At 60.7% G+C, this 12,894-nt stretch carries 13 protein-coding genes; 11 read left to right on the forward strand and 2 right to left on the reverse strand.

Annotation, left to right across the window (positions count from 1 at the left end; translation table 11 throughout):
* Positions 1-423 precede the first annotated feature (423 nt).
* The 7 genes from LOY68_RS03210 to LOY68_RS03240 all read left to right on the forward strand — a co-directional run bounded on the left by LOY68_RS03210 (position 424) and on the right by LOY68_RS03240 (position 8,090).
* Positions 424-1,491, forward strand: coding sequence for a DUF2333 family protein (locus LOY68_RS03210; protein WP_054044019.1), 1,068 nt, complete (start codon positions 424-426; stop codon positions 1,489-1,491).
* Between the two features lie 3 nt (positions 1,492-1,494).
* Positions 1,495-2,052: an NUDIX hydrolase gene (locus LOY68_RS03215; protein ID WP_265042824.1), complete on the forward strand. Its 558-nt coding sequence runs from the start codon at positions 1,495-1,497 to the stop codon at positions 2,050-2,052.
* 325 nt (positions 2,053-2,377) lie between these two features.
* Positions 2,378-2,749: a translation initiation factor Sui1 gene (locus LOY68_RS03220; protein WP_054044017.1), complete on the forward strand. Its 372-nt coding sequence runs from the start codon at positions 2,378-2,380 to the stop codon at positions 2,747-2,749.
* A gap of 213 nt (positions 2,750-2,962) precedes the next feature.
* Positions 2,963-4,876, forward strand: coding sequence for an arginine decarboxylase (gene speA, locus LOY68_RS03225; RefSeq protein ID WP_054044016.1), 1,914 nt, complete (start codon positions 2,963-2,965; stop codon positions 4,874-4,876).
* Between the two features lie 233 nt (positions 4,877-5,109).
* The gene (locus tag LOY68_RS03230) at positions 5,110-6,402 is read left to right on the forward strand and encodes a contractile injection system protein, VgrG/Pvc8 family (protein ID WP_265042828.1); all 1,293 of its coding nucleotides are present in this window, start codon (positions 5,110-5,112) and stop codon (positions 6,400-6,402) included.
* Positions 6,399-7,196, forward strand: a complete 798-nt coding sequence (locus tag LOY68_RS03235; protein WP_265042829.1) for a DUF4123 domain-containing protein — start codon at positions 6,399-6,401, stop codon at positions 7,194-7,196. Before LOY68_RS03230 ends, LOY68_RS03235 begins: the two co-directional genes overlap by 4 nt.
* A gap of 18 nt (positions 7,197-7,214) precedes the next feature.
* Entirely contained in the window at positions 7,215-8,090 is an 876-nt protein-coding gene (locus tag LOY68_RS03240; protein ID WP_265042831.1) for an alpha/beta hydrolase, read from the forward strand.
* On the opposite strand, the gene LOY68_RS03245 is transcribed toward LOY68_RS03240, so the two are convergent.
* Both LOY68_RS03245 and LOY68_RS03250 read right to left on the reverse strand, forming a co-directional pair.
* The gene (locus LOY68_RS03245) at positions 8,084-9,433 is read right to left on the reverse strand and encodes an MATE family efflux transporter (protein WP_265042833.1); all 1,350 of its coding nucleotides are present in this window, start codon (positions 9,431-9,433) and stop codon (positions 8,084-8,086) included. The genes LOY68_RS03240 and LOY68_RS03245 overlap by 7 nt on opposite strands.
* A gap of 162 nt (positions 9,434-9,595) precedes the next feature.
* Positions 9,596-9,889: a hypothetical protein gene (locus LOY68_RS03250; protein WP_054044011.1), complete on the reverse strand. Its 294-nt coding sequence runs from the start codon at positions 9,887-9,889 to the stop codon at positions 9,596-9,598.
* A 280-nt stretch (positions 9,890-10,169) separates the two neighbouring features.
* Here LOY68_RS03250 and LOY68_RS03255 point away from each other — a divergent pair, with 280 nt between their 5' ends.
* From LOY68_RS03255 to LOY68_RS03270, 4 genes are read left to right on the forward strand one after another with little or no spacing between them, the layout of a single operon-like run.
* Positions 10,170-10,472: a MazG-like family protein gene (locus tag LOY68_RS03255; RefSeq protein WP_007951009.1), complete on the forward strand. Its 303-nt coding sequence runs from the start codon at positions 10,170-10,172 to the stop codon at positions 10,470-10,472.
* Positions 10,472-11,221, forward strand: coding sequence for a methyltransferase (locus tag LOY68_RS03260; RefSeq protein WP_265042846.1), 750 nt, complete (start codon positions 10,472-10,474; stop codon positions 11,219-11,221). The genes LOY68_RS03255 and LOY68_RS03260 overlap by 1 nt, the downstream gene beginning before the upstream one ends.
* Before the next feature lie 12 nt (positions 11,222-11,233).
* The gene (locus LOY68_RS03265) at positions 11,234-11,848 is read left to right on the forward strand and encodes a DUF4136 domain-containing protein (protein WP_265042848.1); all 615 of its coding nucleotides are present in this window, start codon (positions 11,234-11,236) and stop codon (positions 11,846-11,848) included.
* Between the two features lie 55 nt (positions 11,849-11,903).
* Complete coding sequence (locus LOY68_RS03270) at positions 11,904-12,461, forward strand: DUF4136 domain-containing protein (RefSeq protein ID WP_265042850.1); 558 nt, start codon at positions 11,904-11,906, stop codon at positions 12,459-12,461.
* Positions 12,462-12,894: the final 433 nt, after the last annotated feature.

The raw sequence follows: 12,894 nt of genomic DNA on the forward strand, positions 1-12,894 counted from the left end.
CTACTAGTTAGGGTGCATGCTGAGATCGACTGGTGGCTCTATGCTAGCACCTCTTTTCCGTAACATGAGTGTCGTACGTCAATAATCTGCAAAGCGACCTCATTCAGTTCCTGACCGACTGGTCGCGCAGGTCCTTGTAGCAGCTGGCGAAGCCTGCGTTCGGCGGCGAAGCCGTCGTGAAATCAGGCCGCTCGGTGTTCCAGGAAGACCTAGTGCTCAGGTTTAACGACTGCTGCGCAGCCGAACGCAGGCTCGCAGGCTCGGCAGCTGCTACAAAGTCTGTGCTTCATTTATAGTGACGCCTCGATCACTGCGATTGTATGGCTCGCTGTTTCGCGCAGGATTTAGGCGCGGTAAAAAGCGGCACGATGGCGTAGGGTTGTGGTCGAACCGATGAACTCAAGTGATTGAAAGGATATCGCCATGCTGGACTGGAAGAACCGCGCGGGCAGCGCACCTGAACGTGCCGCTGAACCGAAATCGGCCACCCGCAGCTATATCAGCGGCCTGTTGTTCAGCCGGGCGCTGGCCACTCTGATTGTCATTTACCTGTTGGTGACCATTGGCCTGGGTTGGTACTGGAGCGAAGAGCCTGCGCTGTTTCCGGTCCAGCAAAATGCCCAAGTGGCTGCTGAGCAACAAGGCAAGCAAATGGTCGTCGGCTACACCACGGTGGAAACCCTCAAGACCGTCGCCGGCACGTTGCTGACCAAACCGGGCGGCTACATTTCCAACGACCGCTTCCCGCCGGGCCTGTGGATGGACAACATGCCGAGCTGGGAATATGGCGTGCTGGTCCAGGTCCGCGACCTGACCCGCGCCCTGCGTAAAGACTTTGCGCGGTCGCAATCGCAGTCGGCGGAAGATTCCGATTTGGCCAAGGCCGAGCCGCGTTTCAACTTCGATAACAAGAGCTGGGTGTTGCCATCCAGTGAGTCGGAATATCAGGAAGGCATCAATTCCCTGAGTCGCTACCAGGCGCGCCTGTCCGATCCGGCGCAGAAAAACGCCTTGTTCTATGCGCGTGCCGACAACCTGAACAACTGGCTGGGTGACGTCGGGACTCGTTTGGGTTCGCTGTCACAACGCCTGTCGGCCAGTGTTGGCCGGGTCAAGCTCAACACTTCGCTGAAAACCGAAGTGGTGGTGCCGGGCCAAGTGCCGCAGGTTGATGAGGAAATCGTCGAAACCCCGTGGATGCAGATCGACAACGTGTTCTATGAAGCGCGCGGTCAGGCCTGGGCCTTGTCCCACCTGCTGCGCGCCATCGAAGTCGACTTCGCCGACGTACTGGCGAAGAAAAACGCCACGGTCAGCGTGCGCCAGATCATTCGTGAGCTGGAGGCTTCGCAAGAGCCGGTCTGGAGCCCGATGATCCTCAACGGCAGCGGCTTCGGGGTGCTGGCCAACCACTCGCTGGTCATGGCCAACTATATTTCCCGGGCCAACGCGGCCGTAATCGATCTGCGTCAACTGCTCAATCAGGGCTGAGTCATGGTCGATAAAGCCAAAGAGGCCGCCCATCGCGCGGCCTCGGATGCCGAACAGATCGCTTGGGTCGACGAGCAGGACAACCTGCTCGGCGCTCTGGTGCGCAGCGATTTGCGCGAGCGCGGGCTGATCGGGCGCGGCACCTACATCATGCTGTTCAACTCGGCCGGTGAGCTTTGCGTGCATCGACGCACCCTGAGCAAAGCCATTTATCCCGGTTATTGGGACGTGGCAGCGGGGGGCATGGTTCAGGCTAACGAGAGTTATGCCGAGTCCGCCGCCCGTGAGCTGGAAGAAGAATTGGGTGTGAGCGGTGTGGAATTGACCGCCCATGATCATTTTTTCTTCGAAGACACCGGCAATCGGCTGTGGTGTTCGGCGTTTTCGGCGGTGTGGGACGGTCCATTGATCCTGCAGCCGGAAGAGGTGCTCGAAGCGCGGTTTATCCCGATCGATCAGGTGATGCTGGAAATCCAGCAAAAGCCTTATTGCCCGGACTCTTTGGCGGCGTTGAAGCGTTATCTGAAGGCGCAGCAAACCGGCGTCGCAAAAGAGGCATAAATTGGCGCTGATTGGCTCTTAGCAAGTCGGCTTTTTGCCGTTACACTGCGCGACCTTTTCAAGCTGAACCGGTATGGCTTGTTGTTGGGCTCGTAGGGCCCGTAGGAGCTGACGAGTGCAACGAGGCTGCGATCTTTTGATCTTGATTCAAAAGAAAAATCAAAAGATCGCAGCCTCGTTGTACTCGTCAGCTCCTACGATCCTACGATCCTGCGCAGAGATGTAACGGTTCAGTAGCGCTGCCCCTGCCTGAGTGGGGCTTCGCGGTCGATGGCACCTGCCCAGGTTGCCGCGACCAGTCTTTGTCCTCCCAAGAGGATTGCCGGTGGCCAAAAAAGCCGCATCCTTCGCCGCCCTTGGTGGCCTGGTATTTTCCACCGACGCAGGTCGTCATTGCCCGGATTGCAGCAAACCGGTGGACGCCTGTATCTGCAAACAAACCGTGATCCCGGCCGGCGACGGCATTGCTCGCGTACGTCGCGAAAGCAAGGGCCGTGGCGGCAAGACGGTGACCACCATCACCGGCGTGCCGTTGGCCCTCGACGAGCTCACGGCTCTCGCCACCACGTTGAAGAAACGTTGCGGCACCGGCGGTGCGTTGAAAGACGGCATCATCGAAATCCAGGGCGATCATGTCGAGCTACTCTTGGCTGAGCTGATCAAACTGGGTTTCAAGGCGAAGAAGTCCGGCGGCTAGCAGCTTCTGTGAAAACCACCCTCGGCTTGATCCGGTCCTGACAGCAGGCCTGGCGTCGCCCACATGGTTTTCACAGAGCCTGTTCTGACTGGTTTCTAAACTCACTGCAGTCAGCGAGGTCTATCCCTCGTTGACGAACCGTCATTTTCATACTTTAGACTGCGCCGGCCTGAACCCAGGCGACGCTCTATGACTTCTTTATAGGGGACTTCGATGTCCGTAAGACGCACACGCAAAGACGATGGCAGCCAATGGACAGTTGCGGACAGCCGCAGTGTTTACGGGATTCGCCATTGGGGGGCCGGATATTTCGCGATCAATGACGCCGGTCGCGTCGAAGTTCGTCCGAACGGTCCGACCAGTTCGCCTATCGACCTGTTCGAGCAAGTCGACCAGCTGCGCAAGAGCGGTTTGTCCTTGCCATTGCTGGTGCGTTTCCCGGATATCCTGCAAGACCGCGTGCGTCAGCTGACCGGCGCTTTCGATTCCAACATCGAACGCCTGGAATACCAGAGCAAGTACACCGCGCTGTACCCGATCAAGGTCAACCAGCAAGAAGCGGTGATCGAGAACATCATCGCCACCCAGGACGTTTCCATCGGCCTGGAAGCTGGCTCCAAGCCTGAGCTGCTGGCCGTATTGGCCTTGGCGCCGAAGGGCGGCACCATCGTCTGCAACGGTTACAAGGACCGTGAGTTCATCCGTTTGGCGCTGATGGGCCAGAAGCTTGGCCACAACGTGTTCATCGTGATCGAGAAAGAATCCGAAGTTGAGCTGGTGATCGAAGAAGCCGCCTCGCTGAAGGTCAAGCCTCAGGTCGGTCTGCGCGTGCGCCTGTCGTCCCTGGCATCGTCCAAGTGGGCGGACACCGGTGGCGAGAAGTCCAAGTTCGGTTTGTCGGCGGCGCAACTGCTGTCGGTGGTCGAGCGTTTCCGCGCCGCTGGCCTGGATCAGGGCATTCGCCTGCTGCACTTCCACATGGGCTCGCAGATCGCCAACCTGGCGGACTACCAGCACGGTTTCAAGGAAGCGATCCGCTACTACGGCGAACTGCGCAACCTCGGCCTGCCGGTGGACCATATCGACGTCGGCGGCGGTCTGGGCGTGGACTACGACGGTACGCACTCGCGTAACGCCAGCTCGATCAACTACGACATGGACGATTACGCCGGTGTCGTGGTCGGGATGCTCAAGGAATTCTGCGACGCGCAGAGCCTGCCGCACCCGAACATTTTCTCCGAGAGCGGCCGTTCCCTGACCGCCCACCACGCCATGCTGGTGGTGCAGGTGACTGACGTCGAGAAACATAACGACGACGTGCCAGTCATCGAAAACAAGGAATCGCTGCCGGAAACCGTGCAATGGCTGGTTGACCTGCTGGGTCCGACCGACATTGAAATGGTCACCGAAACCTACTGGCGCGCCACGCACTACATGAGTGACATCGCGACCCAGTACGCCGATGGCAAGCTGACCCTGGCGGAAAAAGCCCTGGCCGAGCAATGCTACTTCGCCGTCTGCCGTCGCCTGCACAACTCGTTGAAGGCCCGTCAGCGCTCCCATCGCCAAGTGCTCGACGAACTCAACGACAAGCTTGCCGACAAGTACATCTGCAACTTCTCGGTATTCCAGAGCCTGCCGGACACCTGGGCCATCGGCCAGGTCCTGCCGATCCTGCCGCTGCACCGTCTCGACGAAGAGCCGATGCGCCGTGCGGTACTGCAAGACCTGACCTGCGACTCCGACGGCAAGATCAAGCAATACGTCGACGAGCAAAGCATCGAGACCAGCCTGCCGGTCCACGGCTTGAATGAAGGTGAGGACTACCTGCTGGGGATCTTCCTGGTCGGCGCCTACCAGGAAATTCTCGGCGACATGCACAACCTGTTCGGTGACACCGACTCGGTGAACATCTACCAGAATGCCGACGGCAGCGTGTACCACGCCGGTATCGAGACCCACGACACTATCGAAGACATGCTGCGCTACGTGCACTTGTCGCCGGAAGAGTTGATGACCCACTACCGTGACAAGTGCGCCAGTGCGCGCATCACCGCGGCCGAGCGGACCCAGTTCCTCGACGCACTGCGCCTGGGCCTGACCCGTTCGTCTTACCTGTCTTCTTGAGGTAAGGCACCGTTCCCATCAGGTTGTCTGAAAATGTTCCGTACACTGCGGAAATTTCAGATGACCTGGTGAGACGCTTCTCTCTTTCCAAGCGAAATGACTGACATCAACGGCTATTAAAGCGATGTGGTCTTCTTTTCGCGTAGGTCATTTCCTAAGTTGTATTTCGGCACTCTACTCGGCCATGTCTCTCAGCGAGAATCCCCAGCCGCCCCTCCTGTAGAGAATCGCCGATGTTCGATCCACTCAACGAGCCGTCCTTTCGGCTGGATGTAGCGGGCCTGCCCGACGCCTTTGAGGTCCTGGCCTTTACCGGCAGTGAAGCCATTAGCGAGCCGTTTGAGTTCGAAGTGGATCTGCTGATCGATGACCCGAGCCTGGACCTTGCCAGCCTGCTGTACCGTTCGGCGTTCTTGCAATTCGAAGACGCCGGCAACGGTATCCACGGGCAATTGCATCAACTCGTCCAGCGCGAGCACGGCGCCTTGTCGCGACTGTGCCGTGTGCGCCTGCGGCCGAAACTGGCGTGCCTGGCCCAGCGTTTCAGCCAGCGTATGTTCAGCGCGCAATCGGTGCCGCAGATTCTTGCCCAGGTGCTCAAGGAGCACGGCATTGCCGGCAAGGATTGGCGTCTGGAATTGAGTGGCGACTACTTGCCCCGGGATTTCTGCACGCAATACCGCGAATCGGATTTGCAGTTTTTCCAGCGCCTGTGCGCCGAGGAACGCCTTCACTACCATTTCGAGCATTCCCGTCGCGGGCATTGCCTGGTTATCGGTGACGGCCACGGAGTGTCGCGCCGCGCTGAAGCGTTGGTTCTTCAGGACGAAACCGTGTGTCGGTTCGAAGTTCAAGTCGGGATGAAGACGGTGCCTGTCGCCGAGGCCCGTACGGACTTGATGACATTGCGCAGTGGTCAGTTGATGCCACTGGCCGGACATCCGGTGAGCGAGTGGAATGCACTGTGGCGATTGATCGAGGTCGAGCATCAGGCCGGCCAGGATCCGCTGTTTTCCTATTCCAACACCATCCGTGCGGTGCCATGGGAAGCGCCCTGGATGACGACCCAAGTGCCGGCGAAACCGCGAATGCTCAGTCTGCAAAGGGCCTGGGTTGTCGATGTCGAAGAGGTGCACCCCGATCCGTCGCGACCGGTTGCAGTGCAGTTCGACTGGCTTTATCAAGGTGAAGGCGCAACGCCCGGCCATTGTTGGTTGCCGTTGGCCCCTGAGTTGAAAGGCGCGGGGCAGTGGCTGGCGGGGGCTGAGGTGGTGGTCAGTTTCATCGAAGGCGATCCGGATCAACCGCTGATCACCGGACTGCTTCAACGCCCGCCCGCCGTCAAGGTCATTGAAGTACCGCCCCCGGAGCCTCAAGCACCCGACGGCTTACTGACGCTGCTGCAATCGAGTGAGCCCTTGGTGCTGCTGTGCCTGATACCCGGTGGCGGCAGTTTCAGTCATTGCCGGGAATCGGTCTGCGCCTGTCGGGCGGCGACGTTGTTTGGTCAGAGCGGTGCCGCATGATCGGCGTGCAGACGCCTGACCTGACCTCGCAATGGCTGTTGCTGGATGTGCCCGGCGCACCTCTGGCGGCGACAACTTTGTTGCAGCAATTCCGTGATGTACGTCCATCCTGGTTATTCGAAGGCACGGAGTTGCGCGGGATGCGCGAGCAGGGGCCCGCCCTGGTGGAGCTGCGAGACTGTCCGGCGCTGATCGAGTTCTGCTACAGCGAACCGCATGCCTGGCAAGGCCTGCTGCTGGTCAGCGAGGCGCCGGCAGCGCACTTGCTGGCGCATTTGCGGCGCATGCTTACAGTGACGTTCGGCCTGCATCACCGGGCATTACTGAGCTATTACAACCCGCATTGCGCCAGCTACTTCTTTGATGCCTGTGATGCCGAGGAATTGAGTCGCTGGCTCGGCCCGATCAGCCAGTTGCGCTGGTTCGGCGGCACCTGGGCCGACCGGGCAATCGGCAGTCAGGGTTGGCAGCGATTGCTCAATCCCGGGCTGGAAGTCAGTCCGTTGGCGGTGGAAGAAACCCTCAGCCTGCGCCAGCGGGAAAAACTGCAAACCTGTCTGCTGGAGCAACACACCTGGCATTGGAGCCGATCCACCGGCACTGATTACAACCGCTTGTGGTCCCATGTGCAGGAAGGCCTGGCGCTGGGCTTCAGCGAGCGCCCGGCGCTGGATGGCTGGTTGTGGCTACGCTTGCAGCATCCCGGCGCTTTGCCGGCGCAGCCCTGGCCGGGGCTGACCCAGCAGGAACGGCTCGATCATCTGCGCAACCGGTGGCAGGGCGATCAACCCTGAACACGAGGATTCACCCCTATGGCGAGCGCAATTCGCAGGTTGTTCAGTGTGTTGGTCGGCGGGGTTTTACTGGCCGCGATAAGCGCGTGCTCGTCGCTGAAAATGCTGAATGCCCTGACACCCGACGGCAGCTTCAACAAAACCGAAGGCATTGCCTATGGCAGTGATCCACGGCAGAAGCTCGATGTGTACGTGCCACTGCACCCTGCGGAAAACGCCCCGGTGGTGGTGTTTTTCTACGGTGGCAGTTGGAACAGCGGTTCTCGCAGCGACTACAGCTTTGTCGGCGAGGCATTGGCGTCCCGAGGGATAGTCGCGGTGCTGGCGGATTATCGGCTGTATCCGCAGGTGCGTTATCCATTGTTTCTTGAGGATGGCGCCAAGGCTGTGGCGTGGGCCCATGAACACATTCGCCAGTTTTCTGGTGACCCGAAACGGTTGTACCTGATGGGCCACAGCTCCGGGGCCTACAACGTGGCGATGCTGGCGCTGGACCCACAGTTACTCGGGGCAGTGGGCATGTCGCCGGGGGATCTCAGTGGCTGGATCGGCCTGGCCGGACCCTATGACTTCCTGCCGATCCAGAATCCCGAGGTGCGCCCGGTGTTTTTCTGGCCGGACTCACCGCCGCAATCCCAGCCGATCAATCATGTCAGTCACGCAGCGCCGCCGGCGTTGTTGATCGCGTCCAGAGACGATGAGGTGGTCAACCCGACCCGCAACACCAGCGGTCTGGCGAGCAAACTGCGCGCGGCCGGGGTGCCGGTTCAGGATCGGTATTATTCGCGCACCGGCCACGCCACGCTGGTGGCGACGCTGTCCCGGCCAATGCGCGGTTTGGCGCCGGTGCTGGACGAAGTCACTTCCTTCATCAAGGCCACGCCGACTCAGTGAGCACGGCCGGTAAACCAGCCGTCGTTATTGCGCAAATACCAGGCAATTACGCCGAGGGTCAGGCTGCGCAGCAACATGAACAGCGGGAAAATTATCCACAGCCCATGATTGCCCAGGCCTTGCAGCGCCCAGGCGAAGGGCAGCAACAGCGCAACGGTCAACAGCATGCCGTTGCGCATTTCCCGGGCGCGGGTGGCGCCGATAAACAGCCCGTCGAGCAGGTAACTCCAGACCGCAATCAGCGGCAGGGCGGCGAGGTAGGGCAGGTAGATGAACGCGGTGTCGCGCACGCTCTGGATGTTGGTTTGCATCTCGATAAACAAGTGCCCGGCAAACAGAAACAGCGCGGCAAAACCGAGGCTGGCGATCAATGACCAACCGGCGGCCACCACCAATGAACGGCGCAGCGAATCTCGATCCCGCGCGCCGATGGCGTGGCCGCACAGGGCTTCCACGGCGTGGGCCAAACCATCAAGGGCGTGTGCGGTCAGCAGCAAACCGTTGAGCAGCAGCGCATTGGCGGCGACCGTAGCGTCGCCCAGTCGCGCGCCTTGCACGGTGATCAGGAAAAACACCGATTGCAGCGCCAGGCTGCGAATGAAGATGTCGCGATTGACCGCCAGCAACGGGCGCCAGCTCTGCCATATGCCCAGGGCGGCCCAGGCGATATGGCCGGGATAGGCGCGCAGGGCTTTGCGGGTCATGCACAGGCCGATCAGGGCGCCGGTCCACTCGGCGATCACCGATGCCCGGGCCGCGCCGACCACGCCCCAGTCCAGTCCGAGGACGAACCACAGGTTCAGCGCGATGTTCACCAGGTTGGTGCCCAGCAGAATCGCCAACGGCGCCCGGGCGTTCTGGGTGCCGAGGAACCAGCCGACCAGCGCATAACTGGCCAGCGCGGCGGGCAGGCCGAATAACCGGGTGTGGAAGAAATCCCGGGTCAGTTGATCCAGTTCCGCCGAGGGTTGCATGAAGTGCAGTGCGACACCGCTCAACGGAATCCCCGCCGCCCCGAGCACGATGGCCAGGCCCATCGCCAGCAACAGACCCTGCAACAAGATCTGCCGCAACGCCGCACCATCCCCGCGCCCGGCCGCTTGTGCGGCGAACCCGGTCGTACCCATGCGCAGAAAACCCATGCCCCAGGCCAGAAAGGTATACAGGCTGGCGCCCACCGCGACGGCGCCCAACTGATGAGCGTGGGGCAAGTGCCCGATGACGGTGCTGTCGACCAGCGTCACCAGCGGTACGGAAATATTCGAGAGGATCATGGGCGCGGCGAGGGCCCAGACCTTGCGGTGGGTCGGGCGGTCGCGCCAGTCGGCGATCAGGTTGGACATGCAGGCTCCTTGGGGGAGCGGGCATTGTAGCGATACATCTGAATCCGCAGCGATTCATTGTGGGAGCGGGCTTGCTCGCGAAGACGGGTTGTCAGTCACATCAATGCTGGATGTGCCACCGCTTTCGCGAGCAGGCTCGCTCCCACATGGGGATTGGCGGTGTTAGTGGATTATCCAGCTAAGCAACCAAAGCCCCAGCAGCAACCAGATAATCCCCATGATGATCGACGCATTCATGAACGCCCGGATCGCCGACCACAACAGCATCAGCCCGAGGATCAGCGCGATGATGCTGATGATCGATGTGTCCATGCCCAGCGCCCGGGACAGCCCTTCGACGAAGTTGCCGCCGGCGTGACTGAGGAGGTTGAACAGACCGCTGAGGCCGTCAACGATAAAGCGGATGACCGAACCGAGTGCCTGGCCGAGCCATTCGAAAAAACTTTCTACCTGCATGTGGGCGTCCTGATGAAAGTGGTGGCAAGTTTGCCGCGCCAGACTTGGGCCACGGATCGCGGTGCCGAGTTCCCTGATGCCGGGATCGTGTGAGTATGGCGCAAAGTATCCGGCCTGTTGATGAACCCTGTAGGAGCGAAGCTTGCTCGCGAAGACGGCGGTACATTTAACATTAATGCCGACTGACACGCCGCCTTCGCGAGCAAGCTTCGCTCCTACAGGAGAAGGCCTTGCCTTCATTGCCCATCCCCCCGAAGCTATACGCCTTCAGGAGAGCCCGATGAACCTTGTTGAACTGACCGAACGCCTGCACGCCATCCGCGACCGCAACGACTGGCGGCAATTTCACAGCCCGAAAAACCTGGCCATGGCCGCGAGCGTGGAAATGTCCGAGCTGGTGGAAATCTTCCAGTGGCTGACCGAAGACCAGTCGCGCCAGTTGCCGGCGGACAAACTCGCGCATGCCGGGCAGGAAGTCGGCGACATCGTGCTCTATCTATTACTGCTGTGCAGCGAGTTGGGGTTGGACATGAACGAAGTGGTGCGCAGCAAACTCGCGGACAGCGAACGGCGGTTCAGCTGATGAGCGACCGTCATTTCGATCAGCTGGCGACCCGTTTCGCCGAAAAAATCTACGGTGGGGCCAAAGGCGCGATTCGCCTGGCGGTGTTGCAGGCCGATCTGGCCGAAACCTTGCCGGATCGTCCGTTGCGAGTGCTGGACATCGGCGCCGGTCTGGGTCACATGTCGTTGTGGCTGGCCCAACGCGGGCATGACGTCACCCTCGCCGAACCGGCCGCGCCGATGCTCGAAGGCGCTCGCCAACGTTTCGCCGACGCCGGGCAGAACGCGACCTTCATCCAGGCGCCGTGGCAGGATTTGCTCGGCCAACTCACCGAACCCTACGACCTGGTGCTGTGTCACGCCGTGTTGGAATGGCTCGCCGAACCCCACGCGATCCTGCCGGTGCTGCATCAGCTCACCACCAAGGATGGCTGGTTGTCCCTGGCCTTCTATAACCGCGACGCGCTGATTTACCGCAACCTGCTCAAGGGCCACTTTCGCAAGATGCGCAAGAACGACATGGCCGGCGAGAAGCAGAGCCTGACCCCGCAACAGCCCCTTGATCCACGAGAACTGGCGGCGCAACTTGAAGGTATGTGGCAGGTCGAAACTCAAAGCGGGGTACGGGTTTTCCACGACTACATGCCGGTGGAATTCCAGGCCCGCGCCGAACTGGTGGACTTGCTGGAAATGGAGCTGGCCCACCGTCGTCACCCAAGCTTTGCCGGGCTTGGGCGCTACTTGCACTGGATCTGCCGGCCGATCTGATCGGAGAACGAAATGAAAGCGCGTTCAGGGTTACTGCTGATGTGTCTGGGGTTGGCGGCCTGCCAGGGCAGCAACCCTTATGTGGCGACATCCAACCCCTTGCCGCCAGCCCCACCGCAAGCGGCGAATACCTTCGACCGCAGCGCTTATCCGGCGGCGCCTCGGGACTACGGGCGTTACCGCAGTTGGGCCTGGCTCAACGGGCAACTGCCGCCGGGCTCGGCCTGGGCGGATTCGGCGCAAGTGGCTGAAGCGGTCAGCAATGCCCTCGATCAGCGTGGCTTGCGCCCGTTGCACGACAATCGCCCGGCGGACCTGTTCGTCAGCGCCAACCTGCACCTGGAAACCCGCTTGCGTCAGGTTCAGGACGACTACGGTTATTACGGCGGCGGTTATGGTGGCTACAACCGTTACGGTGGTGGTTACGGCATGTACAACAGCGTTCCGATCGTGCGTACTTATCAGGAGCAGGTTGTGGTGGTGCGGGTCGATCTGTTCGACGCGGGCAGCGGCCAGCCGGTCTGGAGCGCCAGCGCCGAAACCGCCAGCCAGGGCAATCAGAGCCAGCGCGCGGATGCGATTCGGGAGGCTGTGGAAAAGGCAATGTCGGCGTATCCTCCTAGTTAGCTTCTTGTAGATAAGAAGCATTCCCATGGTTCTTGTCTTCCAACGGAGAATTATCATGTTCCGCCCCCTCGCTTTACTGGCCGTGGCCGCGCTGCTCAGTGCTTGCGCGGCTCACCAGGTCAATCATGACTTCGATGCCAGCCGCGACTTCGCCGCCTATCGCAGCTGGAGCTGGAAAGACCCCGCCCTGCAATACCGCCCCGATGACCCACGGATCAAGAGCGACCTGACCGAACAACGGATTCGCCAGGCCGTGGCCGATCAGCTGGACCAGCGCGGTTTACGCCCGGCTGCCGCGGGCCAGAAGGGTGATGTGAGCGTGCAGACCTACCTGATCGTCGAAGACCGCCAGCAACAAGTGACCACCAACTACGGCGGCGGTTGGGGCGGCCCATGGAATGGTTATTGGGGCGGACCGATGTACAACGAAACCCGCAACATCACCTATAAAGTAGCGACCATCCAGATCGACCTGCTCGACGGCAAGGACGGCAAACTGGTGTGGCGCGGCAGCGATGAGCAAATGCTCAGCAGCACTCCCAACCCGACTGATCGCAGCAATGCCGTGCGCGAAACGGTAAGCCGGATCCTGGCGAATTATCCACCGCGCTAACCACCACCATTCAATGTGGGATCTGTGGTGAATGACAAACCGCCTTCGCGAGCAAGCCCGCTCCCACAGGGGATCTGTGCCATACGCTGATTCCGTGTCCATGCAGATCTAATGTGGGAGCGGGCTTGCTCGCGAAGACGGCGGCACATTCACCATGGATGTACCTGACACACCGCCTTCGCGAGCAAGCTTCGCTCCTACAAGGGAACTGCGTCGTGCGCTGATTCCGTGTCCACGAAGATCCACTGTAGGAGCAAAGCTTGCTCGCGAAGGCGCCGGCACATTCACCATGGATGTGCCTGACACACCGCCTTCGCGAGCAGGCTCGCTCCCACATTTGGTTTTGTGTGGTCTGCGCTGGCGTGTCGTCAGCAACCTCGCCAACCCTTGTCTACACTGCATTTCACCAATGGAGGCGGCACTGATCGGTGCG

Origin of the sequence: Pseudomonas sp. B21-053 (assembly GCF_026016365.1) — a bacterium.
Lineage (GTDB): Bacteria > Pseudomonadota > Gammaproteobacteria > Pseudomonadales > Pseudomonadaceae > Aquipseudomonas > Aquipseudomonas nunensis.

Coding starts and splice junctions, on each gene's coding strand:
- LOY68_RS03255 (WP_007951009.1), top strand. CDS start 10,170: ATGAACCTTGTTGAACTGACCGAACGCCTGCACGCCATCCGCGACCGC.
- LOY68_RS03260 (WP_265042846.1), top strand. CDS start 10,472: ATGAGCGACCGTCATTTCGATCAGCTGGCGACCCGTTTCGCCGAAAAA.
- LOY68_RS03240 (WP_265042831.1), top strand. CDS start 7,215: ATGGCGAGCGCAATTCGCAGGTTGTTCAGTGTGTTGGTCGGCGGGGTT.
- LOY68_RS03265 (WP_265042848.1), top strand. CDS start 11,234: ATGAAAGCGCGTTCAGGGTTACTGCTGATGTGTCTGGGGTTGGCGGCC.
- LOY68_RS03210 (WP_054044019.1), top strand. CDS start 424: ATGCTGGACTGGAAGAACCGCGCGGGCAGCGCACCTGAACGTGCCGCT.
- LOY68_RS03270 (WP_265042850.1), top strand. CDS start 11,904: ATGTTCCGCCCCCTCGCTTTACTGGCCGTGGCCGCGCTGCTCAGTGCT.
- LOY68_RS03250 (WP_054044011.1), bottom strand. CDS start 9,889: ATGCAGGTAGAAAGTTTTTTCGAATGGCTCGGCCAGGCACTCGGTTCG.
- LOY68_RS03245 (WP_265042833.1), bottom strand. CDS start 9,433: ATGTCCAACCTGATCGCCGACTGGCGCGACCGCCCGACCCACCGCAAG.
- LOY68_RS03215 (WP_265042824.1), top strand. CDS start 1,495: ATGGTCGATAAAGCCAAAGAGGCCGCCCATCGCGCGGCCTCGGATGCC.
- LOY68_RS03235 (WP_265042829.1), top strand. CDS start 6,399: ATGATCGGCGTGCAGACGCCTGACCTGACCTCGCAATGGCTGTTGCTG.
- LOY68_RS03230 (WP_265042828.1), top strand. CDS start 5,110: ATGTTCGATCCACTCAACGAGCCGTCCTTTCGGCTGGATGTAGCGGGC.
- speA (WP_054044016.1), top strand. CDS start 2,963: ATGTCCGTAAGACGCACACGCAAAGACGATGGCAGCCAATGGACAGTT.